Consider the following 22,324-nt stretch of genomic DNA (forward strand, 5'->3'; position numbering starts at 1 on the left):
TTACTCGATTAAGGACTTGCGGCGAGCCGCAAGTGCGGAAGAGTGGCCGCGGCGATCGAATCGCGACGCAGCGTGATAGTGCATCGACTCAGCAGAGTCGAAAGCCGGTTCATCCTGCAGATCCATAGCCGAGGCCGTGCAGGGTGTGCTGAAGCCATTGATACAACCCGAAGGCTGCGGCGACGCTGACCAGGATCAGCAACCAGCCGATTCCCGAGGTCTTGCCCCAACGGCGTACCTTGTCCGGATCGCTGTTGTGAATTGACTGATGAAAGCGTCCGCCACCCACTGCGTAACCAATACCGAACAGCAGGCACATCGGTATGACCAAGGCCAGCTTCATGCCGCCGTGCAAGGTGATCGACTCGGCGCCAGCGCGTGCCTGCTCCAGCGGCATCCACACCGCCCAATAGGCCAGGGCAGCACCCACCAGCAGGATCAGCACACCGATCAAACGCCCGCTCATGCGCGCTTGGCATCCTGCGTCATCAACGCCACGAACCGATCGAACAACGGCCCCACATCGCGCGGGCCCGGCGAGGCTTCCGGGTGGCCCTGGAACGAGAACGCCGGGGCGTCGGTCAGCGCGATGCCCTGGTTGGTGCCATCGAACAGCGAACGATGGGTCACGCGCACATTGGCCGGCAGCGTGGTTTCGTCCACCGCAAAGCCATGGTTCTGCGAGGTGATCATCACCCGCCCGCCGTCCAGATCCTGCACCGGGTGATTGGCGCCGTGGTGGCCGGTGACCATCTTGATCGTCTTGGCGCCGGCGGCCAGCGCCAGCAGCTGATGGCCCAGGCAGATGCCGAAGGTGGGCACCTTCCTGGCGATCAATTCCTGGATCGCAGCGATTGCGTAATCGCAGGGCTCCGGATCGCCCGGGCCGTTGGACAGGAACACGCCGTCCGGATGCATCGCCAGCACCTCGGCCACCGGGGTCTGCGCCGGCACCACGGTGACGTCGCAACCGCGCTCGGCCAGCATGCGCAGGATGTTGAGCTTGACGCCGTAGTCGTAGGCCACGACCTTGAATGTCTGTCCCTGTGCGGACGTTCCCGCGCTCAGGGCGCCGAGGCCGAGGAAGGCGTCGGAGTTCAGATCCAGCGAGCCTTCCTTCCAGCTGTAGCTGGTCTCGGTGGACACCACCTTGGCCAGGTCCATGCCCTTCAGGCCCGGGAACTTGCGCGCCGCTTCCAGTGCCTTTTCCACGTCGATCTCGCCGGCCATCAGCGCGCCGTTCTGGGCGCCCTTCTGCCGCAGCAGGCGGGTCAGCTTGCGGGTGTCGATGCCGGAAATGGCCACCACACCACGGGCCTGCAGCCATTCCGGCAAGGCCACCTGGCTGCGCCAGCTGCTCGGGCGGCGCGGTACATCGCGCACGATCAGGCCGGCGGCCCAGATCTTGCGCGCTTCGTCATCCTGATCGGTAAAGCCAGTGTTGCCGATATGCGGATAGGTCAGCGTGACCATCTGGCGGGCGTAGGAGGGATCGGTCAGGATTTCCTGGTAACCGGTCATGGCGGTGTTGAACACCACTTCGCCGACGGAAAGCCCGTTGGCGCCTACGGATTCGCCCTCGAACACGGTGCCGTCTTCGAGGACAAGGATTGCGGGTTGGGTCACGTGGGGGGTCTCGCTCTGGCTGCCTGGGACTCCGATGCGCTTCCGGCCAAATTCCGGTTGCAGCAAAGCGCGGACGCGGTGCTGAGGACCGGTCCGACGCTGGTTCGGGCAAGCGAGAATTGTAAAGGCAAGTGCCCCGGCATGCCAGCCTGAAGAACACCTGTTGACGCACTGGCCTCGCCACCACGAGATGAATGCGCCGCTGCGATCATTCGCCATTCATGCGCGACGACGCGCCGGGTTACAGCACCAGATCGCGCACGCGATAGCTGCCGGGCGGCTTGCCGACCAACCGCTTGGCCGCATGCAGCGCACCGCGCGCGAAGATGTCGCGGTTGGTGGCGCGGTGGATCAGCTCCACCCGCTCGCCCAAGGTGGTGAACTGCACCGTGTGCTCGCCGACGATATCGCCGGCACGCAGGCTGGCAAACCGCGGCTGCGCCCCGCTGCCGGTGGCCGCTTCGCCCAGCGTCAGTGCGGTGCCGGATGGCGCGTCCTGCTTGTGCACGTGATGCGCCTCGACAATATCGCAGTCCCACCCCGGCAGGCTGCCGGCGGCACGCTCCACCAGCTCGGTCAGCACCGCAACGCCGAGACTGAAGTTGGACGCCCACACCAACGGGATCTGTTGCGCGGCCTCCAGCAATGCGGCGCGCTGCGCCTCCTCCAACCCGGTCGTCCCGGACACCAGCGGTTTGCCGCGCTGCGCGCACAACGCCAGGATCGGTGCGAAGCCCTGCGGCAGGCTGAAGTCGATGGCCACATCGAACGCCGGCGCACCGCCGAGTTCGCTGGCGGCGAAGTACGGCACGCCGTCCACCACGCGCTGCGAGGGCGAACGTCCCACCACCGCAGCGACCAGATGCAAGGCCTCGTCTTCGGCAGCCAGGCGTAGCAATGCCTTGCCCATCCGCCCCGAGGCGCCGTGGATCAGAACTTTCACAGGTGAGGTTGTCATGGCGGCAGGCTAGCTAGGCGGTGTTGGTCGTACAAGATAGCCGGGATTCGGGAATGGGGATTCGGGAATCGTAAAAGCCGGGAGTCGGGAATCGGCAGTGGGGGAATCTTGGAAGCGGGGTGCGCGGGGCGTGCATCGTTTGCACCGCGTCTTGGTGGCGTTCGCAGGTGGCGCCTGTTGGTGCTTGCTGCCGGGGGGGCGACACCGCGTGGCGAGCCGATGTGGGTTGGCACGGGTTGCGTGTTCGACATCGGTGTCCGCATGCCGCGTGCAGCAGCGAGCGCGGCTGCGGTCTTCGGATGAGCGCGCCGGTTTGTTGACCGTGTCAGTCGGTGACGCCATCCAGGCGCTTGCCCCAGCCCTCTATTTCGTTGCGTTGCAGGCGGCGTTCGAACAGTGCCTGCCACGACGGCACCAGCGGCAGGCGCAACACCTCTTCGATCGCGGCCTCATCGACCTTGCGGGCGTACAGCACCTGTTGCAGGCGCGACAGCGTCCACTGCGGATGCGGCCGGTGTTGCAAGCTGAGCATGTCGCCGGCCGCCACCGCGCCGGCTTGCAGCACGCGGTAATACCAGCCGGTGCGGCCGGTGTCCTGCACGCGCCGCGCCATGTCGCGGACACCGAAACGATCGGAGAGTTTCCAGCACGGCTGACGCAGCTGCGAGACTTCCACCACCGCTGTCCCCAGGAAGAAACGATCGCCGAGGCAGACGTCGGCTTCGGTGAGACCGACGCTGCTCAGGTTTTCGCCGAATGCGCCGGCAGTCTCCAGCAACACGTGCGCCCCGAGGTCGGCTAGCCAGGCGGCATAGTGATCGCGCGGATAGTGATGAATCGCCTTGTCCGGCCCTCCGTGCACACGCCGGTCGCCCTGCTGGTCGCCGTCAAGACCTTGCGGACCGATGCGCACTGCCCCTTCCACAACACGCTTGTCGATCGCGCTGCGACTACCGGGGCGGGTGAAATCGCGTGCCACACCAATCGCAACGCTGTCGATGGTGGTCGCGAGCGACGCCGCCTGCGCCAGCGTTGTCGTGGTCACGCGCCCTGCCCCGGCAATTCGGCCAGCGCCTCACGCAGGACCTCGCCCAGGATGTGGATGCCGGCATCGATCTTCTCGCCAGGTACGGTGACAAACGACAGCCGCAAGGTATTGGCCTGCGGCAAGGTGGCATAGAACGGCGCACCCGGCACGAACGCGACATTGCGCGCGATCGCACGCGCCAGCAATGCGGTGCCATCCAATCCGGGAGGCAGGGTCACCCACAGGAACATGCCGCCTTCGGGGCGATTCCATTGCACCTGGGGCGGAAAATGGCGATCCAATGCCTCAAGCATCAGGCTGCATTGGCGCGCATACAGCGCACGGATCTGCGGGATATGCGTGTCCAGAAAATCGTCCTGCAGCGTCTGGTAGACCACGCGCTGGGTGAACGAGGGCGTATGCAGATCGGCCGACTGCTTGGCCTGGATCAGTTTGCCCAGCACCGCCTCCGGCGCGACGACATAGCCCAGCCGCAAACCCGGTGCGAGCACCTTGGAAAACGAGCCCATGTAGATCACGCCTTCGGAATGCAGCGACAACAGGCTCGGCAGCGGCTGGCCGCTGTAATACAGCTCGCCGTAAGGGTCGTCCTCGACGATCGGCACCCCCGCCTCGGCCGCACGCGCCACCAAGGCCTGACGTCGCGCCAACGGCAGGCGGCGACCGGTGGGGTTCTGGAAATTCGGCAGGCAATACAGAAAGCGCGCATCGGCCAGCACTGCAGGATCCAGCGCGTCCACCACCACGCCGTCCTCGTCCGAGGGCATGCCGACGAAGCTGGGCTGGAACAGCGAGAACGCCTGCAAGGCGCCGAGGTAGCTCGGCGTTTCCACCAGCACCTTGCTACCTTCGTCGATAAAGACCTTGCCGAGCAGGTCCAGGCCCTGCTGCGAGCCGGTGGTGATCAACACCTGGCTGGGCCGGATGCTGGCGCCATCGCGGCTCAGCCGTGCGGCCACCCATTCGCGCAGCGGCGCATAGCCTTCGGTGGGGCCGTATTGCAACGCCGCCTGCGGCGCATCGCGCAGCACCTGGTCGCTGGCCGCGCGCATGCGCTCCACCGGAAAGGTGGCCGGCGACGGCAGCCCGCCGGCGAAGGAAATCACCTCCGGCCGTTCGGTCACCTTGAGGATTTCGCGAATCGCCGAACTGGTCAGCGCCTGCGCACGTCGGGAGATCTGGAAGGAGGTCGTCATGGCGCAAGCATAGCGAAGGCGTGTGGCCGGCGCGCGTTGCGCTGCAGCGTTGGACGCGGAACTCGGCCAATGGATGACGGACACCGCGCCCACGCATCGGTAGCGCCAACCCGGCGATAGCGCCAGCGGCGAATAAGAGTAGCTAACAAAACCTAGCGAGCGCCTGTCAGTCAGTGCATTGGCTTTGTCGGCCGTATCTTGGTGGATGCAGTCAGAAGCCCAGCTCAAACGCTGAGTGGGTCGAGGGCGCGGTGCCCTCACCGCTCGCGGGACACGCCGTGAATCCATCCCTGGAGGCTCGGTGGCGGCATCCATGCCGCCACACGGTCCCGCAAGCGGCGAGGACACCGCACCAGAGACTCCGCTGGTTGCTTTGTTTAAACCCATGCATGCCGACCATCTCGACTGGTCCTTGCCCGCCCAGCGTCGTGGGACCTTATGCGGCATGGATGCCGCGTAAGCGCTTACATGGACGTACTTGCAGCGTGTCCCGCGACGCTGGGCGGGCAAGGGCCCTGCAGCCAGGCCGCAGATAGCCGGCCTGCAGTAGGCTGACACCGAAGCCGTTTTGTTAGCCGCTCTTAGTCGTACGCCGGCCCGACCCAGGCAGTGCCTTCGCTGCGTTCGATCAAGGTCTTCCAGCGTTTGCGGATCACCTTGTCGCGCGAGCGGAAGGTCATGCGCAGGCCCGGCAAACCGAGCGTGGCGCGCGTCTCGACCATGGCCGAGGCCTCATCGGGCGCGATTTCGATCTTGGTGATCGAATGTTTGTAGTCGATCAACTCTTCCGGAGGTGCCACATGGCGCATCTGACCCAGCACCTGCGCCCATTCGCCATTGGATTTGCAGTATTTCTCGCGTGTGGCGGTCTGCCGCTTCTGGTGCGAGTCAATGCGGTACAACACCACCATTTCGAATTCCGGCGCGGTCATCGCGCACAGCGCCTCGCCGTCCTGGCTCAGCATCGCTTTATCGTGCGCAGCATAGAAATCGCGCACCTGCGTTTCGTCCAGCGCATTGCCACCGTAGTTATATATGCCCGCAACGGCGGCCAAGATTGCCAACAACACCAACAAACGCATCGCCTATCCCCTGTACCGCCGCATCCTGCGGCCGCGCAAGTGTAGAGGACCAGGCGCGTCAGTGACCACGTGGCGGCGTGGGCCCGCAACTGTCGCAGCCGCCGCAGGCCGACGCGTTTTGCGCAGCCGGCGGTGCCACACGCCGCCCAAGCGCCTGCATCCACGGCGGTCGCCCATCGCGCAGCAAGCCGATCGCCAGGGTGCCGCGCAGGCGCCGTAGCGTGCCGGGAAATTGCTTCTTCATCACCACCCACAGGCTCAGCAGCACTGCCAATGCGATGACCACGTACTGCAACGTCAGCGACAGATCCACCTCAGCCGGCTCCGAGCAGCACGGCCAGCTGATAGGTCACCAGCGAGGCCAGATACGCCAGCGCGAACAGGTACACCGCACTGATGGTCATCTGCTTCCACGAGTTGGTCTCGCGCTTGATGGTCGCCAGCGTGGAGATGCACATCGGGGCGTAGATGTACCAGACCAGCAGCGACAGCGCGGTCGCCAGCGACCAGCCATCGCTGATCAGCGGCGACAGCGCCTGCGCAGCGGCATCGTCGTCTGCGGCAGACAGCGCGTACACGGTGGCCAACGAGGCCACCGCCACTTCGCGCGCGGCCAGGCCGGGGATCAATGCAATGCAGATCTGCCAGTTGAAACCCAGCGGCGCGAAGAAGATCGCCATCGCATGGCCGATGCGCCCAGCGAAGCTGTAGTCGATCGCCGGCAAGGTGGCATCGGCCGGTGCGGCCGGAAACGACAGCAGGAACCACAGCAAAATGGTCAAGGCCAGGATGATGCCGCCGACGCGCTTGAGGAAGATCAGCGCACGCTCCCACAGACCCAACGCCAGGTCGGGCAGATGCGGCAGGCGATAGGACGGCAGTTCCAGCATCAAGGGATGCTCGCTCTTGTCGCGGCGCCACTTCTTCATCGTCCACGACACCAGCAGCGCGCTGACGATGGCCGCGGCATACAGCGCGAACAGGATCAGGCCTTGCTGGTTGAAGATGCCCCACACGGTCTTCTGCGGGATGAAGGCGCCGATCAGCAACGCATACACCGGCAGGCGCGCCGAACACGTCATCAACGGCGCGACCATGATGGTGGCGAGGCGGTCGCGCGGGTCCTGGATGCTGCGGGTGGACATGATGCCGGGCACCGCACAGGCGAAACTCGACAGCAAGGGAATGAACGAGCGCCCGGACAAACCGGCGGCAGCCATCATGCGATCGAGCAGGAACGCCGCGCGTGGCAGGTAGCCGGACTCTTCCAGCGCCAGGATGAAGGCGAACAGGATCAGGATCTGCGGCAGGAAGATGATCACCCCGCCCAGGCCGGCGATGATGCCGTCCTTGAGCAGGCTGTTGAGCGGACCCTCCGGCAAGGTGGCGCCGACCCACTCGCCCAACGCCGACGTGCCGCCGTCGATCAGGTCCATCACCGGCGTGGCCCAGGCATACACCGCCTGGAAGATCAGGAACATCACCACCGCCAGCGTGACCAGGCCCCAGACCGGATGCAGCAGCCAGCGGTCCAGCGCGTCGTCCACGCGCGAGGTGCGGGTGGGCATGGTGACCGCCGCGCTCAGTATCTGCCGCACCTGCGCGTGGTAGTTGCCATCGACCGGCGGCGTAGCGGTGGGGGCGACCAGGCTCGCAGCCTGCGTATCGAGCCGTTCCACCAGGGCCTTGGCGCCGCCGCGGCGCACCGCCACCGTTTCCACCACCGGCACGCCCAGCGCCTGTTCCAGCGCCGGCAGGTCGATGACGATGCCGCGTCGCTGTGCGGCATCGACCATGTTCAGCGCCACGATCATCGGCCGGCCCAGCTCGCGTAGCTCCAGCGCAAAGCGTAGGTGCAGGCGCAGGTTGGTCGCATCCATCACGCACACCAGCACGTCCGGTGCAGGCTCACCGGGATAGAAGCCACGGCACAGGTCGCGGGTGATCGCTTCATCAAGACTGGCCGGCTGCAGGCTGTAGGCGCCGGGCAGATCCAGCACCGCGAAGTCGCGCCCGGACGGCGCGCGGAAATGCCCTTCCTTGCGCTCGACGGTGACGCCGGTGTAGTTGGCCACCTTCTGCCGGCTGCCGGTCAACTGGTTGAACAGCGCGGTCTTGCCACAGTTGGGGTTGCCGACCAATGCCAGACGCAGCGGAACGGTTGCCGCGCTCATGCCGGTGCTCCGTCGACGTGCACCTGCACGCGCGCAGCCTCGCTACGCCGCAGGGCGAACCGTGTGTAACCCACCTGCACCAGCAACGGCTCGCGCCCGACCGGCCCGGTGGCCAGCACCGTGACTTCTTCGCCGGCGACAAAGCCCAGTTCCCGCAGGCGCCGGGCGATCGTGTCGTTGGGAAGGCGATCCTCCACGGAATCCACGATGGCGGCGCGATGCAAAGGCATGTCGGACAGCGTCACGAAGACGGCCTGATTGTTAGGAATGGTTCTCAATTCTAGCATCGACGCACCGCGTCATGGCTCCGCCGACCCATGCCGTTATCATGGTTCGTATCCCATTCATGGACGTATGCACAATGCAGGACACCGGCTTGATCGTGGACGACCAGGGACCGGTCCGCACGCTACGTCTGAACCGCCCGGCGGTGCATCACGCCTTCGATGCGACCCTGATCGCCGCCCTCACCGAGGCCTTGCGACACGCCGGTCGGGCCGCACAGATCCGCGTCGTCGTGATCACCGGTGCCGGTGGCGCGTTCTCCGCAGGCGCCGATCTGAACTGGATGCGCGGCATGGCCGGCGCCAGCGAGGCCGACAACGCGGCCGATGCGCTCGCGCTTGCCGGCTTGATGCGCACGCTGGACGAATTGCCCAAGCCGACCATCGCGCGCGTCAACGGCGCGGCATTTGGCGGCGGCGTCGGCCTGGTGGCCTGTTGCGATATCGCCATCGGCTGTACCGAGGCGCGCTTCGGCCTGACCGAGAGCAAGCTCGGCCTGCTGCCGGCGGTCATTTCGCCGTACGTGATCGCGGCGATCGGCGCGCGCCAGGCACGCCGCTGGTTCGCCACCGGCGAGATTTTCGACGCCAGCACCGCGCAGTTGCTGGGGCTGTTGCATCAACTGGTCGCCGCAGATCAACTGGACATCGCCGTGGAGCGTCAGGTTCGCCTGTTGCTGAGTGCCGCACCGCTGGCAGCCGCCAGTGCAAAGGCGTTGGTGCGCTCGGTGCTGCCACTTGCCGACCGCGACGCCATCGATGCGGCCAACGCAGCGTGGATCGCACGCCTGCGCGTTTCGCCCGAAGGCCAGGAAGGCCTGAGTGCCTTCCTCGACAAGCGCACGCCTGCCTGGGTGCCGGAGGATCTGGCGTGAGCGAGGTCGTGCGCATTGTGGAAGTCGGCCCACGCGATGGCCTGCAGAACGAGGCGCAGCCCATCGCCACCGCCGACAAGATCGCCTTGATTGATCGACTCTCCGCGACCGGGCTACGCAGTATCGAGGCGACCAGCTTCGTCAGCCCGCGCTGGGTGCCGCAACTGGCCGACGCGGCCGAAGTATTCGCCGGAATCGCGCAAGCACCGGGCATCAGCTATCCGGTATTGGTGCCGAACCTGCAGGGCTATGCCCGCGCACGCGCCGCCGGCGCGCAGGAAGTGGCCGTGTTCACTGCGGCGTCTGAGGCATTCAATCGCACCAATACCAATGCCGGCATCGACGAATCGATCGAGCGGTTTCGCCCGATCCTGGAACAGGCCGCGCGCGACGGCGTGCGCGTGCGAGGCTACGTTTCTACCGTGCTGGGTTGCCCGTATCAGGGCGAGGTGCCGGTGGCCGACGTGGTCGATGTGGCGCAACGCCTGTACACGCTGGGCTGCTACGAGATTTCGCTGGGCGACACCATTGGCGTGGGGACGCCGGCCAAGGCGCGCCAGATGCTGGCAGCAGTGGCGCAGGCCGTGCCGATGCAGGCATTGGCGGTGCACTTCCACGACACCTACGGCCAGGCGCTGGCCAATATCGCCGCCTGCCTGGAGCAAGGCGTACGCGTGGTCGATGCGGCGGTGTCCGGTGCCGGCGGTTGCCCGTACGCCAAGGGCGCCAGCGGCAATGTCGCCACCGAGGATGTGGTGTATCTGCTGCACGGGTTGGGCATGCCTACCGGCATCGATCTGCCTGCCCTCGCCCGCACCGGCCGCTGGCTGGCGCAGTTGCTCGGTCGCCAGACCGGCAGCAAGGTCGGCAAGGCCTTGGCGGCCGCCGGCTGAGACGCAAACTCCGCATGCCACTGACGCCGCATCTTCCAGCTTGGTCGCATAGACGCTTGGGCTAGAATTGCCGGCTGCGTCGTCGACCGTTCGCCCGCCGGCCTCCACCGGCCTCCAATGTTTTCTGAGGAACCACCGCATGCAGCCATCTTCTGTCCGCGCCATCGTCACCGGCGGCGTTTCCGGCCTGGGCCTGGCCGTGGCGCAGCGCATCGTGGCCGACGGCGGCAAGGTCGCGTTGTTCGACGTCAACGCCGACAAGGCCGATGCGGCGCTGGCGCTGCTCGGTGCCGGCAACGCGCATTACGTCACCACCGATGTCACCGACGAGGCCCAGGTCGCGGCCAACGTGGCGCAGGCCGCGCAGGTGCTGGGCGGACTCAACCTTGTGGTCAACTGTGCCGGCATCCTCGGCGCCGGCCGTGTGCTGGGCAAGGACGCACCGATGCCGCTGGCGACCTTCCGCACCACCGTGCTGGTCAACCTGGTCGGCAGCTTCAATGTCGCCAAGGCCGCGGCCGATGTGATGCAGCACAACGCCGCCGGCGACGATGGCGAGCGCGGGGTGATCATCAACACCGCCTCGGTTGCCGCCTATGAAGGCCAGATCGGCCAGGCCGCCTATGCCGCCAGCAAGGGCGGCGTAGTCGGCATGACCTTGCCGATGGCACGCGAACTGGCACGTTTCGGCATCCGCGTGATGACGATCGCACCGGGCGTGTTCTGGACCCCGATGGTCGATGGCATGTCCGAGGCGGTGCAGCAATCGCTGGCTGCGGCGATCCCGTTCCCCTCGCGTCTGGGCCAACCCGACGAATACGCCGACACCGTCGCCTTCATCCTGCGCAATCGCTATCTCAACGGCGAAGTGATTCGCCTGGACGGCGCCGTGCGGTTGGCGCCCAAGTAGCGGGGAATGGGGAATCGGGATTAGGGAATCGTAACGGCACCCTACTCTCAGCACCCCGGCCCCGGCTTTTTCGATTCCCCATTCCCAACTCCCGATTCCCATGAAAGCTAACGACATCAAGAAAGGCAACGTCGTCGAATACAACGGCGGCATCTACCAGATCCGCGACATCGAGCGCAGTTCGCCGCAGGGCCGCGGCGGCAATGTGCGCTTCCGCTTCATCATGTACAGCGTGCCGGGCGGTGTGAAAACCGACGCCAGCTTCGATGCCGACGACAACCTGCCGGAAGTGGAACTGCTGCGTCGCCTGTCCACGTTCTCGTACAAGGATGGCGAGGCGTTCGTGTTCATGGACGACGAAGATTTCACGCCCTACACGTTGGACGCCGATGTGATCGGCACCGATGCCGGGTACATCACCGACGGGTTGACCGGTCTCTACGTGCAGGTGATCGACGACCAGCCGGTGGCGGTGCAGTTGCCGCAGACGGTGACGCTGGAAGTGGTCGAGACGCCGCCGGAACTCAAGGGCGGCACCGCCACCAAGCGTCCCAAACCGGCCAAGCTCAACACCGGCATGGAAATCATGGTGCCCGAGTACATCACCAACGGTGAGCGCGTGCTGGTCAACACCACCACCGGCGAATTCGCAGGCCGCGCCGACTGATGCACAAGCTGGCCGTTGTGCTGACGCTGGGGGTGCTGGCCGCCTGTAGTGCGGAACCGGCCCCGGCACCGACATCCATGGCGAAGCCCGCGCCGGTGGCCTGCACCGACGCCAAGGTGGACGACGAATGGATGCAACATCCGCCCGGCCTGTGCGGCATGCCGGAGGATGTGCGCACGCTGGTGGATGACTACGACACCTGCGAGCACTTCGCTGGCGAGGAGCCGTACGACGCCGACCGGCGCCATGAGATCGAAGTGGCGATCGCACAGTTCTGTACGCCGGCACCGGCACGGCTCGCAAAGCTGATGCAGCAGTACCGCAACGATGCGCATGTCAGCCAGTGGTTGCGCAAGTACGCCAAGCAGGCAGCCCTGCAACCCGCCGGTTGAGGCATCCCGGCGGATGCGATGGCTGCATGGCCGGGCACTGAGAACCGACAGCAGCCGGCTACCGCGCACCGGGGCTCCTCGCCGGGTGCCTGGATGGAGGTCATCGTCCTGCGCAGCGCATCGGAAGTGACGGCTGCCGACTGTCTTGTCTCGGGAGACGCCCGCGCAGGGCGCCGAATGCGACAACGGGGGCGTGGTGAATGCTGGCCTGTCGTGCCCTCACCCCAACCCCTCTCCCGCAAGCGGGAGAGGGGCTCTGCATCTTCGATCTACAGCGCTTCTCCTGCACGCAGAATCTGCATCTTCTATCAACAGCGCCTCTCCCGCACGCAGAAGATGAATTATTGCGCAGTTGTTTCACTTCCTTTCCCCCGCAAGCGGGAGAGGGGCTCTGCATCTTCGATCTACGGCCCTTCTCCTGCATGCAGAAGATGAATTATTGCGCGGTTGATTCACTTCCTTTCCCCCGCAAGCGGGAGAGGACTCTGCGCATTCGATCACGTCCCTTCCCCGCGTGCGGGGGAAGCTGCCCGCAGGGCGGATGGGGGCGATCGACGGCCGTTGACCGCGGCAATGACCGTGCCGACGAGAGAGGCTCGGCACCGCCTGTCCATCCGCGTGTTATTGCGCCCGCGAGGGGGTGCGCAGGTCCAGCTACAGGTTGTCGGCGGCCGCACTACTGCGCGCAAGCACTCGCAGCCGGGCCTGCAGCTGCACGATATTGGCCTCGCCTTGTTCCAACCCGGCGCGCACCTCGGCCGGCAATTGCTGCCGCCCCAGCGCCTGCAGCTGTTTCCAGCCATCGAACAGCACGCGGCTTTCCTGCGCCACGCGCGCAGTCACTTGCCGCTGCTCGTCCGGTTGCGGCAGTCCGTAACCGGAGGTGCCCAATAACGTCGCAGGATGGGTGAGCTGCGCCTGCCGCGCGAACAGCGATTGCAGCTGTCCCTGCACCGATTCACGCTCGGCCACGCCGGGTCGCAGCAAGCGCTTGAGCGCATCGCGTGCCAGCAATTCCTGCCTTCGCAACGCGGCTTGTTCCAGCAACAGCGCCGCTGCCGTCTCGCGCAAACCGCCTTGGCCGAACCACTGTGCACGCGCATCCGGGCGCGCATCCAGCCATTGCTCCACGCTTGCCTGCGCCACCGGCATGCTGCGCCGGATTACCTCGAACATGCTTTGGTAATGCGCAGCTGCGGATTCGAAGTAATAGCCTTGACGGATCGCTTGCACCGGATCGTCCAGCACCTGCATGTCGGCGATGCCGGCGCGCTGCAGGCGGTGGCGCACGCCGCGCGGCGTGATCGACGACAGCCCGGCGGCGGCCAGCCGTGGTACGCCATCGTGCAACAGCTTGTAGGTCTCCACCGCGCAGTTGTTGCCGACGAAGTAATAGCGCCCGTCGTAACTCCAATGCACCTGTGCGGCGCGTGCGAGCAACGCAGCGATCTCCTCCGGCGTTAATCTCAGCGGCACCGACGACAGCGCGCGCAACTCCACCTTGGTGTATTCGTCGACGACCTGGGTCAACGGCAGCACGAACAGACGCGAGGGATAGGAGCCGGTCAGCCCACGCCAGCTGGAAATCTGTACGTCGCCGACAAAGGCGCGGAACGACAGCACACGGTGATACTGCAGATCCAGGCGGCAATCGGGACCGGGTGCGCGGCCGGGCGCGCAGATCACCAGCCGCAACATGCTGTGGCCCCAGCGGCTCATCGGCTGCGCGTTGCCCTCGGCCAGCAGATAGTCCACCGCGTACACACGCGATGGATCCAGCGCCAGCAGCGACATCGCGCCGGCATCGTTGTCGGCCTGCAGATACGGCAGCGTGTTCGCACATGGCGTGGCCTCGCGCGGCGCGCCGAGCTGCTCGGCAAACCACGCCGCAAGCGCCGGGCGCCGGCAGCCGTAATCGGGATCCAGCACGTAATGTTCGAGGTTGACCGCGACGAATTCGGCCGGGCTGCGCCGTTCGTAGTCGTCGGGGCTGCGGTCGCTGAACTGGTTCGCACCGCGTCCGATCCGCCAGGGACGCACCTGCCAGCCGGCAAGATCGCGCAGGCGTGGATCCCGCGACAATCCGCCCTGCGGCCCACGATCGAGCACATGCGCCAGCTCGTGCACCACTGCCGCCATTGCCGCACGCGTGGCAGGCGCACCGGGATCGCTGCGGGCAACCGCCGGCTGCGCGCTCCATGCCTGCAGCAATGCACGATCGAGCAGGATCCGATGGCCGATCGCACGGCCATGCACATGCGTGGGCAGATCGCTACGCCATTGCAGCTGGATCGGAACGCCGAGGCGCTGCGCCCAGCCTGGTGGCAGGCGCTGTGCGACCTGTTCGACCAAGGCGTGTGTGGCATCGCGTTGCGCCGGATCCAGGCCTGGCGCGGCTACCTCAACCTGCAGTTCGGCGTGCGCTGCCGGTGCGATCGCTGCGGCCAGCCACAGCCACCCGCACCGGCGGCGCGCACTCACTGGGCCAGGATGGACTGAGCCAGTTGCAGGTCGCTGGACAACCGCGCCGCATCGCTACGGCTGCGCAGCTGCAGCAGCGCCGCTTCCAGGCGCGCGCCACGGATGGCGCCATCGCTGGCGACGAAGCCGGCCGCGTCTTCGCGTGCATCGGCCACCACCTTGTCGTCGCCGGAACTGCTGCCGGAGGAATCGGACGAACCGGCCGAGGAGGCACCCGCCGACGTACCGGCCAGACTGGATGCGAACGCTGCCAGCGGCAGCATCGTCAAAGCGCAAAACACCAGGGAGCGCATCATCGTCATATCGATTCCATGTGAAGGTGCAGAAAGACTAACCGGCACGCGTGGCGTCGGGCGCGTCGCCCATCTCGAACAGCTTGCCGGGATTCAGCAAAAGCTGAGGATCGAGCACACGTTTGATGCCGCGCATCAAGGCGATTTCCTCGGCAGAGCGCGTGCTCCACAAATAGCCCTTCTTGACCAGACCGATGCCGTGTTCGGCGGAAATGCTGCCGTCGAAACGTTGCAACGCCTGCGCCAGCAACTTGGTGACCTGATCGCAGGCCGCAACGAAATCGGCCTGCGTGGTGCCATCGGGCTTGAGCACGTTGATATGCAGATTGCCATCGCCGATATGGCCGAACCACACCACATCGAACTGCGGATAGGCGTCGTGCAACAACGCCTGCGTTTCGGCCAGGAACGCAGGCATTGCCGAGATGCGCACCGACACATCGTTTTTGTACGGCGTATAGCGCGCCAACGCTTCGGTGATGCCTTCGCGCAGGCGCCACAGCTGCGCCGCCTGCGCATCGCTCTGGCTGATCACCCCATCGCTGACCCAGCCGTGCTCCATGCAGGTCTCGAACGCGGCCATCGCGGCCGCCTCCTGCGCTTCGTCGCCGGCGGCGAATTCGGTGACCACGTAATACGGATGGACCTCGGCAAACGGGGCCTGTGCGCCATGCGCCAGCACGTGTTCCAGCGCGCGGTCGGTGAAGAATTCGAACGCTTCCAGGCGCAGCTGCGCGCGGAAGGCGGCGAACACCTGCATCAACACCTCGAACGAGGGCAGCGCCAGCAGCATCACGTTGCTGGGCGGCGGCGGGTCGGTCAGGCGCAGCGTGGCTTCGACCACGATGCCGAGGGTGCCTTCGGAGCCGATCATCAGATGGCGGAAATCGTAGCCGCTGGAGTTTTTCACCAAGGCATTGTTGAGCTCGAGCAACTCGCCACCGCCGGTGACCACCTTCAGGCCAGCCACCCATTCGCGGGTATTGCCGTAGCGGATCACGCGGATGCCGCCGGCATTGGTGGCGATATTGCCGCCGATCGAACACGAGCCGCGCGCGGCAAAATCCACCGGATACACCAGCCCATGCTCGCGCGCGGCGTTGTGCACCGCTTCCAGCGGCATGCCGGCCTGCACTGTTAGCGTGCGGTCGACCGCGTTGAACTCCAGCGGCTTGTTCAAACGCTCCAGGCTCAACACCAGCTCGCCATTGGCCGCCACTGCGCCGCCGGACAACCCGGTGCGCCCGCCCGACGGCACCACCGCCACACCTTGCGCATTTGCCCAGCGCACCACGGCCTGCACTTCGTCCACAGAACCGGGCAAGGCGATCGCGAGTGGATTCGGCGTCCAGCGCCGCGTCCAGTCGCGGCCGTAATGCTCCAGGTCGGCCGGCTCGGTTTTCAGACGCAATGCCGGCACAGCCTGTTGCAACGAAAGAATGCGGGAATCGGTCATGGGGCACGGCGCTGCAGTAGGAACCGCACAGCGTGCCAGCGTGCGCCAGGCGCGTCCAGTTGCGCGGCTTACCGCCGACACGGCGTTGGATTCAGCTGAAACCGTTGCACCGCAAGGACTTTGCCTGCGCAAACACTGCGTTGCAGCCGCCCAATCGCGCACCCCATCTGGCATAGTTGCCGACCCGATTGCTGCAGTGCGCTCCCTCATGTCGCCGAAGAGAACCTCGTTTCCCAAGCAGGACATCCGCGTCCTGTTGCTGGAAGGCATCAGCCAGACCGCCGTGGACGTGTTGCGCGCCGCCGGTTATTCGCAGATCGAACTGCACGCCAAATCCTTGCCCGAGGAGGAACTCAAGGCACGCATCGCCGAAGCACATATCGTCGGCATCCGCTCGCGCACCCAACTGAGTGCCGAGGTGCTGGCGCATGCCAAGCGTCTGATCGCCATTGGCTGCTTCTGCATCGGCACCAACCAGGTCGATCTGGATGCGGCCGAGCTGACCGGCATTCCGGTGTTCAACGCGCCCTACTCCAATACCCGCAGCGTGGCCGAACTGGTCATCGCCGAGGCGATTTTGCTGTTGCGCGGCATCCCGCAGAAGAACGCCGAATGCCACCGCGGCGGCTGGTCCAAGTCGGCCGCCGGCAGCCACGAAACGCGCGGCAAGGTGCTGGGCATCGTCGGCTACGGGCATATCGGCACCCAGGTCGGTGTGCTGGCCGAATCCTTGGGCATGCAGGTGATCTTCCACGACATCGAAACCAAGCTGTCGCTGGGCAACGCACGCGCAGCGATCGATCTGGACGACCTGCTGGCACGTTCGGACGTGGTGACCCTGCATGTGCCGGAGACCCCGTCGACCAAGGACATGATCGGCGCGGCGGAGATCGCGCGCATGAAACACGGCGCGCATCTGATCAACGCCTCGCGCGGCACGGTGATCGACATCGATGCGCTGGATGCGGCGCTGAGCTCCGGCCAGATCGGCGGCGCGGCAGTGGATGTGTTCCCGATCGAGCCCAAGGGCAACGGCGATGCGTTCGAGTCCCCGTTGATTGCGCACGACAACGTGATCCTGACCCCGCACGTGGGCGGCAGCACGCTGGAAGCGCAGGACAATATCGGCATCGAAGTGGCCGCCAAGCTGGTGCGCTACAGCGACAACGGCAGCACCTTGTCGGCGGTGAATTTCCCCGAAGTCACCCTGCCCGAACATCCCGACAGCCTGCGCTTGCTGCACATCCATCGCAACGTGCCGGGCGTGCTGTCGCAGATCAACGAACTATTCTCGCGCCACAACCTCAATATCGACGGCCAGTTCCTGCGCACCGACCCCAAGGTGGGCTATGTGGTCATCGATGTCAGCGCCAGCGAAGAGCTGGCGGGCGTGTTGAAGGACGAGCTGGGTCAGATCACCGGCACCTTGCGGACGCGGGTTCTCTACTGACGGGGATTAGGGATTAGGAATTCGGAATTTGGGACTGGGAAGAGCGGCGGCGCTGGCGAGTCCTTTCTCTGACCGCTATCTGGCTTGGATCATCTGCGGTGGCGCAGACGCGAATGCGCTGAATGCCAAAACAAGCGCGCAACAGCGGATCAGGCGACGTACGCTCTTGCGAATCCCAAATCCCAAATCCCGAATCCCAGCCCCTCAGGGCTGCAACTCGCCGCGCACCCCCTCGCTCAACAGATAGTCGTCGGCCTTCAAATACCACCGCTCCGGGCCGGTGGTGACCGCCTCCATGTACAGGCCGTCGCCGTCCTCGCGCGGCGGGCGCTGCAGACTGACGATCGCCACGCCATGCGGCGGCCCGCTCAACGCCAGCAGCGCCCGTTGCACGGTACGCGCCAGTTCGGCCGACTCCATCCGGTCGTCGACCGGGCGGAACGCCAGGCGGTAAGTGAACGAAGCAGCGATGCGGGACATGGGCGTGGACAGACAACGGGCGCCCAAGGGTACCCAATCCCGCCATGCCCGCCCAGCCAACGGACGCTCGGCGCCCGCGCACGCCGGTCCGGCAACGCCCGTCGCCGGCGCATCAGCTGCCGCCGTGCGCCACCCACTTCTCGGCCATGCGCCGCATCGACGGATCCAGCTCCGGCTCGGTCAGCAGCTCCGCGATCGGGCGCCAGGCCAGGGCCAGCGATTCTTCGCTGACCTGAAAGGTCTCGTCGGCGCCGGCGACCACCACGTAACGGGCGTCGTAATGCCAGTGCCCGGCCACCTCGGCACGGGCCGGGATCCAGTGCCGGTCCAGATCGAACAACAGGCCGTCGGCCAGGGTCAGCCCGGTGAGGCCGGATTCCTCCTGCGCTTCGCGCAAGGCCACCTGGGCCAGATCGCGGTCGCCGTCGGCGTGGCCGCCCAGCTGCAACCAGCGCTGCAACTTGCGGTGATGGGTCAGTAGCGTGCGGCTGCCGTCGGCGCTGACCACCCAGGCCGAGCCGGTGAAATGACCTTCGACACGCTCGCGCACGAACGGATCGGTGGCATCGTCCAGCAGCTGCATGAACTGGTCGGCCACCTCGGCCTCGTCCGGCCAGCGGGCGCGGTAGGCAGCCAGTTGCTGCCGCAGGGTTGCATCCACCATCTGTCGTTCCCGGTTGCGCATGGATCAGCGACCATTATCGCCATTCATGCTGCGTACGTGCTTGTCGTGAGCGTGTAGCTTTGGCAAGGTAGGCCGCTTGCCTGTCCCATCGGGACGCGGCGCACCACCTTCGCCCAGGCGCGCGCGCCTTTAGCTCTGCCACTTAGGGATGTACCGAATGCTGAAGTCTCTGTTGAGGGTCAAACCGATCGAGCCCGCTGGACATGTGGATGCGGGCGAACCCGTCGAAGGCAGCCTGCAAGGCGAAGCGACGCTGCAACGGACCCTCACCGCCAAGCACCTGATCATGCTCGGCATCGGCGCGGTGATCGGCGCAGGCATTTTCGTCCTGACCGGCCAGGCCGCTGCCAACCACGCAGGGCCGGCAGTCATGCTGTCGTTCGTGTTTGCGGGCATCGCCTGCGCGTTCGCCGGCCTGTGCTATGCCGAGTTCGCCGCGATGATGCCGGTCTCCGGCAGCGCTTACTCGTATTCGTACGCCACCCTCGGCGAGGGCATCGCCTGGTTCATCGGCTGGTGCCTGGTACTGGAGTACCTGTTTGCCGGCTCCAGTGTCGCCGTCGGTTGGTCCGCCTACCTGATCAGCTTCGTGACCGGTACGCTCGGGCTGCCGTTCCCGGCAGAACTGGCGGGCGCGCCCCTGGCCTGGGACGGCCATGGCTTTGTCAGCTCCGGCAATATCGTCAACCTGCCGGCCGTATTGATCGTCGGTGCGGTGAGCATGCTGTGCTATGTGGGCGTGACCCAATCGGCGTTCGCCAACGCGATCGTGGTGGCGATCAAGGTGGTAGTGATCTGTCTGTTCGTCGGCTTCGGCATTTCGTATATCGACCCGGCCAACTGGCACCCCTTCATCCCGGAAAACACCGGGCCGGGCCAGTTCGGCTGGGACGGGATTTTCCGTGCAGCGTCCATCGTGTTCTTCTCCTATATCGGCTTCGACGCGGTCTCCACCTCCGCCGGCGAGACCAAGGATCCGCAGAAGAACATGCCGATCGGCATCCTGGTGTCGCTGGCGATCTGCACCGTCATCTACATCATCGTCTGTGCGGTGTTGACCGGCCTGCTGCCCTACACCCAGCTGGGCACCGCAAAGCCGGTGGCCACCGCGCTGGAAGCGCATCCGCAACTGACCTGGCTCAAGACCGCGGTGGAGATCGGTGCGATCGCCGGCCTGTCCTCGGTGGTGTTGGTGATGCTGATGGCGCAGCCGCGCATCTTCTACACCATGGCCAAGGATGGGTTGATGCCCAAACTGTTCGGCAAGGTCCACCCGAAGTTCCACACCCCCTATGTCGGCACGCTCTTCGTTGGCGTGGTCGCAGCGCTGCTGGCTGGGGTGATTCCGTTGAACGTGCTGGGCGAACTGGTGTCGATGGGCACCCTGCTCGCCTTTGCGACCGTCTGCGCCGGGGTGATGGTGCTGCGTTTCACCAAGCCGGATCTGCCACGGCCGTTCCGGGTGCCGCTGGCGATGGTGATCTGCCCGCTCGGCGCGGTGGCCTGCCTGTTCCTGTTCTTCCAGGCCTTCCAGGAACACTGGAAGGTCTTCGTGGGCTGGACCGTGATCGGCCTGTTCATCTATTTCGGCTACGGCATCCACAATAGCCGGCTTGCCAAGAAAGCCTGATTCTCCTCAAGACCGGCGTGCGCGCCGGTCTTCTCGTTCAACGATCGCGCGCAGCGCCAAGCCGGAACCGCTCCATGTTCAAACAACTCTGGGCCACCAAACACCCTCACGCCAGCCATGAGGCGGCCGACGGGCTGGGCCTGCAACGCGCGCTCGGTCCCTGGGGGCTGACCGCCCTGGGCATCGGCGCGGTGATCGGCGGTGGCATCTTCGTCATCACCGGCCAGGCAGCGGCCGACCATGCCGGCCCGGCGATCATGCTGTCGTTCGTGCTGGCAGCGGTGTGCTGCGCGTTCTGCGCGATGGCCTACGCCGAATTCGCCGCGATGGTGCCGGTGTCCGGCAGCGCCTACACCTACACCTACGCCACCTTCGGCGAACTGGCGGCCTGGTTCATCGGCTGGATGCTGGTGCTCGAATACGGCGTCTCTGCCTCGGCGGTGGCGGTCAGCTGGACCGGTTATTTCCTCAGCCTGCTGGAACATTTCGACATCCATCTGCCAGCCGCGCTGGTCAGTGCGCCGCTGGACGGCAAGCTGCAGCCCACCGGTGCGATCGCCAACCTGCCCGCCGCCGGCATCGTGCTGCTGCTGACCTGGCTGTGCTATGTGGGCATCCGCAAGTCGTCTGCGATGAACATGGCGATGGTGATCCTCAAGACCGGGCTGATCATTCTGGTGATCGCGGTGGGCTGGAAGTATGTGGATACCGCCAACTGGCATCCCTTCATCCCGGCCAACGAAGGTCCGGGCAAGTACGGCATGGAAGGCGTGCTGCGCGGCGCGGCGATGGTGTTCTTCGCCTATATCGGCTTTGAGGCGGTGTCGGTGGCGGCGCAGGAATCGCACCGCCCGCAACGCGATCTGCCGATCGGCATGATCCTGTCGCTGGTCATCTGCACCGTGCTCTACATCGCAATGGCGGCAGTGATGACCGGGCTGGTGCCGTACACCTTGCTCGGTACCGACGAGCCGGTGGTGACCGCCGTGGCGGCGCATCCGCAGCTGGCCTGGTTGCGCGTGATCGTGGAAGTCGGCGCGTTGATCGGGTTGTCGTCGGTGGTGCTGGTGATGATCATCGGGCAGCCGCGCATCTTTATGATCATCGCGCGCGATGGTCTGCTGCCTTCGATCTTCACCCGCATTCATCCCAAGTACCGTACCCCCCACATCAATACCGTCATCACCGGCATCGGCATTGCCTTGCTGGCGGCGGTGTTCCCGCTGGATGTGCTGGGCGAGTTGACCTCGATGGGTACGCTGATCGCGTTTGCGGCGGTGTGCGCCGGCGTGTTGATCCTGCGCCGCACCCACCCCGAACTGCCGCGTCCGTTCCGCATGCCGGCGGCCTGGCTGATCTGCAGCGCCGGCGTATTGAGCTGCCTGGCCCTGCTGTCGGCGATGACGCTGCACAACTGGATGTTGATGGGGGTGTGGACGCTGGTCGGGCTGGTGGTCTATTTCGGCTACGGCTACCGCCACAGCCGCCTGCGCGACGGTCGCTGAGCACGCGCGCGGGCCAGGAGCCGCTGACAACACGACTGCGCGCCGGTCTATGGCAGATCAGTTCTTCCGCTGCAGGGCCCCGATCTGCGGCTTGGTTGCAGGGCCCTTGGCCCGCCCACCATCGCGGGACACGCCGCAAGTACGTCCTTGTAGCAACTGTGTTGTTGGAGGGGCTTTGGCCACTCCGTCAGCCGGGCACGGTGGTGCCGGCTGCTGTCAGCAGCCATCGTCCCATCCAG

The 22,324-nt window shown here is 65.7% G+C and carries 22 protein-coding genes; 8 read left to right on the plus strand and 14 right to left on the minus strand.

Annotated features, from left to right (window positions below; genetic code table 11):
- Positions 1-109: 109 nt before the first annotated feature.
- From GGR62_RS14990 to GGR62_RS15030, 9 genes are all read right to left on the minus strand, one after another.
- Positions 110-466 carry a hypothetical protein gene (locus GGR62_RS14990; protein WP_184408654.1) on the minus strand — a complete coding sequence of 119 codons (357 nt, stop codon included), beginning with the start codon at positions 464-466 and terminating at the stop codon, positions 110-112.
- The gene (carA, locus tag GGR62_RS14995) at positions 463-1,626 is read right to left on the minus strand and encodes a glutamine-hydrolyzing carbamoyl-phosphate synthase small subunit (RefSeq protein ID WP_184408655.1); all 1,164 of its coding nucleotides are present in this window, start codon (positions 1,624-1,626) and stop codon (positions 463-465) included. The genes GGR62_RS14990 and carA overlap by 4 nt, the downstream gene beginning before the upstream one ends.
- A 241-nt stretch (positions 1,627-1,867) precedes the next feature.
- A complete protein-coding gene (gene dapB, locus GGR62_RS15000; RefSeq protein WP_184408656.1) occupies positions 1,868-2,584 on the minus strand; it encodes a 4-hydroxy-tetrahydrodipicolinate reductase in 717 nt (238 codons plus the stop codon).
- A gap of 325 nt (positions 2,585-2,909) precedes the next feature.
- On the minus strand, positions 2,910-3,629 hold the full coding sequence (locus GGR62_RS15005; protein WP_184408657.1) for an MOSC domain-containing protein: 720 nt from the start codon (positions 3,627-3,629) through the stop codon (positions 2,910-2,912).
- On the minus strand, positions 3,626-4,828 hold the full coding sequence (locus GGR62_RS15010) for a PLP-dependent aminotransferase family protein (RefSeq protein WP_184408658.1): 1,203 nt from the start codon (positions 4,826-4,828) through the stop codon (positions 3,626-3,628). The genes GGR62_RS15005 and GGR62_RS15010 overlap by 4 nt, the downstream gene beginning before the upstream one ends.
- A 581-nt stretch (positions 4,829-5,409) precedes the next feature.
- On the minus strand, positions 5,410-5,910 hold the full coding sequence (locus GGR62_RS15015; protein ID WP_184408659.1) for a nuclear transport factor 2 family protein: 501 nt from the start codon (positions 5,908-5,910) through the stop codon (positions 5,410-5,412).
- A gap of 58 nt (positions 5,911-5,968) precedes the next feature.
- A complete protein-coding gene (locus GGR62_RS15020; RefSeq protein ID WP_184408660.1) occupies positions 5,969-6,223 on the minus strand; it encodes a DUF6587 family protein in 255 nt (84 codons plus the stop codon).
- Between the two features lies 1 nt (position 6,224).
- Positions 6,225-8,084 carry a ferrous iron transporter B gene (locus GGR62_RS15025; RefSeq protein ID WP_184408661.1) on the minus strand — a complete coding sequence of 620 codons (1,860 nt, stop codon included), beginning with the start codon at positions 8,082-8,084 and terminating at the stop codon, positions 6,225-6,227.
- On the minus strand, positions 8,081-8,329 hold the full coding sequence (locus GGR62_RS15030; protein ID WP_184408676.1) for a FeoA family protein: 249 nt from the start codon (positions 8,327-8,329) through the stop codon (positions 8,081-8,083). The genes GGR62_RS15025 and GGR62_RS15030 overlap by 4 nt, the downstream gene beginning before the upstream one ends.
- A gap of 116 nt (positions 8,330-8,445) precedes the next feature.
- Here GGR62_RS15030 and GGR62_RS15035 point away from each other — a divergent pair, with 116 nt between their 5' ends.
- The 5 genes from GGR62_RS15035 (at position 8,446) to GGR62_RS15055 (ending at position 12,105) form a co-directional block, all read left to right on the plus strand.
- Positions 8,446-9,243, plus strand: coding sequence for an enoyl-CoA hydratase-related protein (locus GGR62_RS15035; RefSeq protein WP_184408677.1), 798 nt, complete (start codon positions 8,446-8,448; stop codon positions 9,241-9,243).
- Positions 9,240-10,136, plus strand: coding sequence for a hydroxymethylglutaryl-CoA lyase (locus GGR62_RS15040; protein ID WP_184408662.1), 897 nt, complete (start codon positions 9,240-9,242; stop codon positions 10,134-10,136). The genes GGR62_RS15035 and GGR62_RS15040 overlap by 4 nt, the downstream gene beginning before the upstream one ends.
- Positions 10,137-10,275: 139 nt before the next feature.
- The gene (locus GGR62_RS15045) at positions 10,276-11,046 is read left to right on the plus strand and encodes an SDR family NAD(P)-dependent oxidoreductase (RefSeq protein WP_184408663.1); all 771 of its coding nucleotides are present in this window, start codon (positions 10,276-10,278) and stop codon (positions 11,044-11,046) included.
- 100 nt (positions 11,047-11,146) lie between these two features.
- Positions 11,147-11,713 (plus strand): elongation factor P-like protein YeiP, encoded by a 567-nt coding sequence (gene yeiP, locus GGR62_RS15050; RefSeq protein WP_184408664.1) that lies wholly within the window; start codon positions 11,147-11,149, stop codon positions 11,711-11,713.
- The gene (locus GGR62_RS15055; RefSeq protein WP_184408665.1) at positions 11,713-12,105 is read left to right on the plus strand and encodes a hypothetical protein; all 393 of its coding nucleotides are present in this window, start codon (positions 11,713-11,715) and stop codon (positions 12,103-12,105) included. The genes yeiP and GGR62_RS15055 overlap by 1 nt, the downstream gene beginning before the upstream one ends.
- Before the next feature lie 654 nt (positions 12,106-12,759).
- Here the strand turns inward: GGR62_RS15055 and GGR62_RS15060 are convergent.
- The 3 genes from GGR62_RS15060 to GGR62_RS15070 are packed head-to-tail and all read right to left on the minus strand — an operon-like array spanning position 12,760 to position 16,335.
- A complete protein-coding gene (locus GGR62_RS15060; protein ID WP_184408666.1) occupies positions 12,760-14,586 on the minus strand; it encodes a DUF4105 domain-containing protein in 1,827 nt (608 codons plus the stop codon).
- Positions 14,583-14,882: a DUF2388 domain-containing protein gene (locus GGR62_RS15065; protein ID WP_184408667.1), complete on the minus strand. Its 300-nt coding sequence runs from the start codon at positions 14,880-14,882 to the stop codon at positions 14,583-14,585. Before GGR62_RS15065 ends, GGR62_RS15060 begins: the two co-directional genes overlap by 4 nt.
- Positions 14,883-14,916: 34 nt before the next feature.
- Positions 14,917-16,335 (minus strand): FAD-binding oxidoreductase, encoded by a 1,419-nt coding sequence (locus GGR62_RS15070; RefSeq protein ID WP_184408668.1) that lies wholly within the window; start codon positions 16,333-16,335, stop codon positions 14,917-14,919.
- A gap of 208 nt (positions 16,336-16,543) precedes the next feature.
- On the opposite strand from GGR62_RS15070, the gene serA reads away from it, so the two are divergent.
- Positions 16,544-17,785, plus strand: coding sequence for a phosphoglycerate dehydrogenase (gene serA, locus GGR62_RS15075; RefSeq protein ID WP_184408669.1), 1,242 nt, complete (start codon positions 16,544-16,546; stop codon positions 17,783-17,785).
- Between the two features lie 204 nt (positions 17,786-17,989).
- On the opposite strand, the gene GGR62_RS15080 is transcribed toward serA, so the two are convergent.
- On the minus strand, positions 17,990-18,265 hold the full coding sequence (locus GGR62_RS15080; protein WP_184408670.1) for a hypothetical protein: 276 nt from the start codon (positions 18,263-18,265) through the stop codon (positions 17,990-17,992).
- A gap of 112 nt (positions 18,266-18,377) precedes the next feature.
- A complete protein-coding gene (locus GGR62_RS15085) occupies positions 18,378-18,929 on the minus strand; it encodes an NUDIX hydrolase (RefSeq protein ID WP_184408671.1) in 552 nt (183 codons plus the stop codon).
- Positions 18,930-19,107: 178 nt separating this feature from the next.
- Between GGR62_RS15085 and GGR62_RS15090 the strand changes: the two genes are divergently transcribed.
- Positions 19,108-20,580 (plus strand): amino acid permease, encoded by a 1,473-nt coding sequence (locus GGR62_RS15090; RefSeq protein WP_184408672.1) that lies wholly within the window; start codon positions 19,108-19,110, stop codon positions 20,578-20,580.
- A gap of 74 nt (positions 20,581-20,654) precedes the next feature.
- Positions 20,655-22,085, plus strand: a complete 1,431-nt coding sequence (locus tag GGR62_RS15095) for an amino acid permease (RefSeq protein WP_184408673.1) — start codon at positions 20,655-20,657, stop codon at positions 22,083-22,085.
- Positions 22,086-22,324 lie beyond the last annotated feature (239 nt).

The organism is Xanthomonas sp. 3075, from assembly GCF_014197275.1.
Taxonomy (GTDB): Bacteria; Pseudomonadota; Gammaproteobacteria; order Xanthomonadales; family Xanthomonadaceae; genus Xanthomonas; species Xanthomonas campestris_B.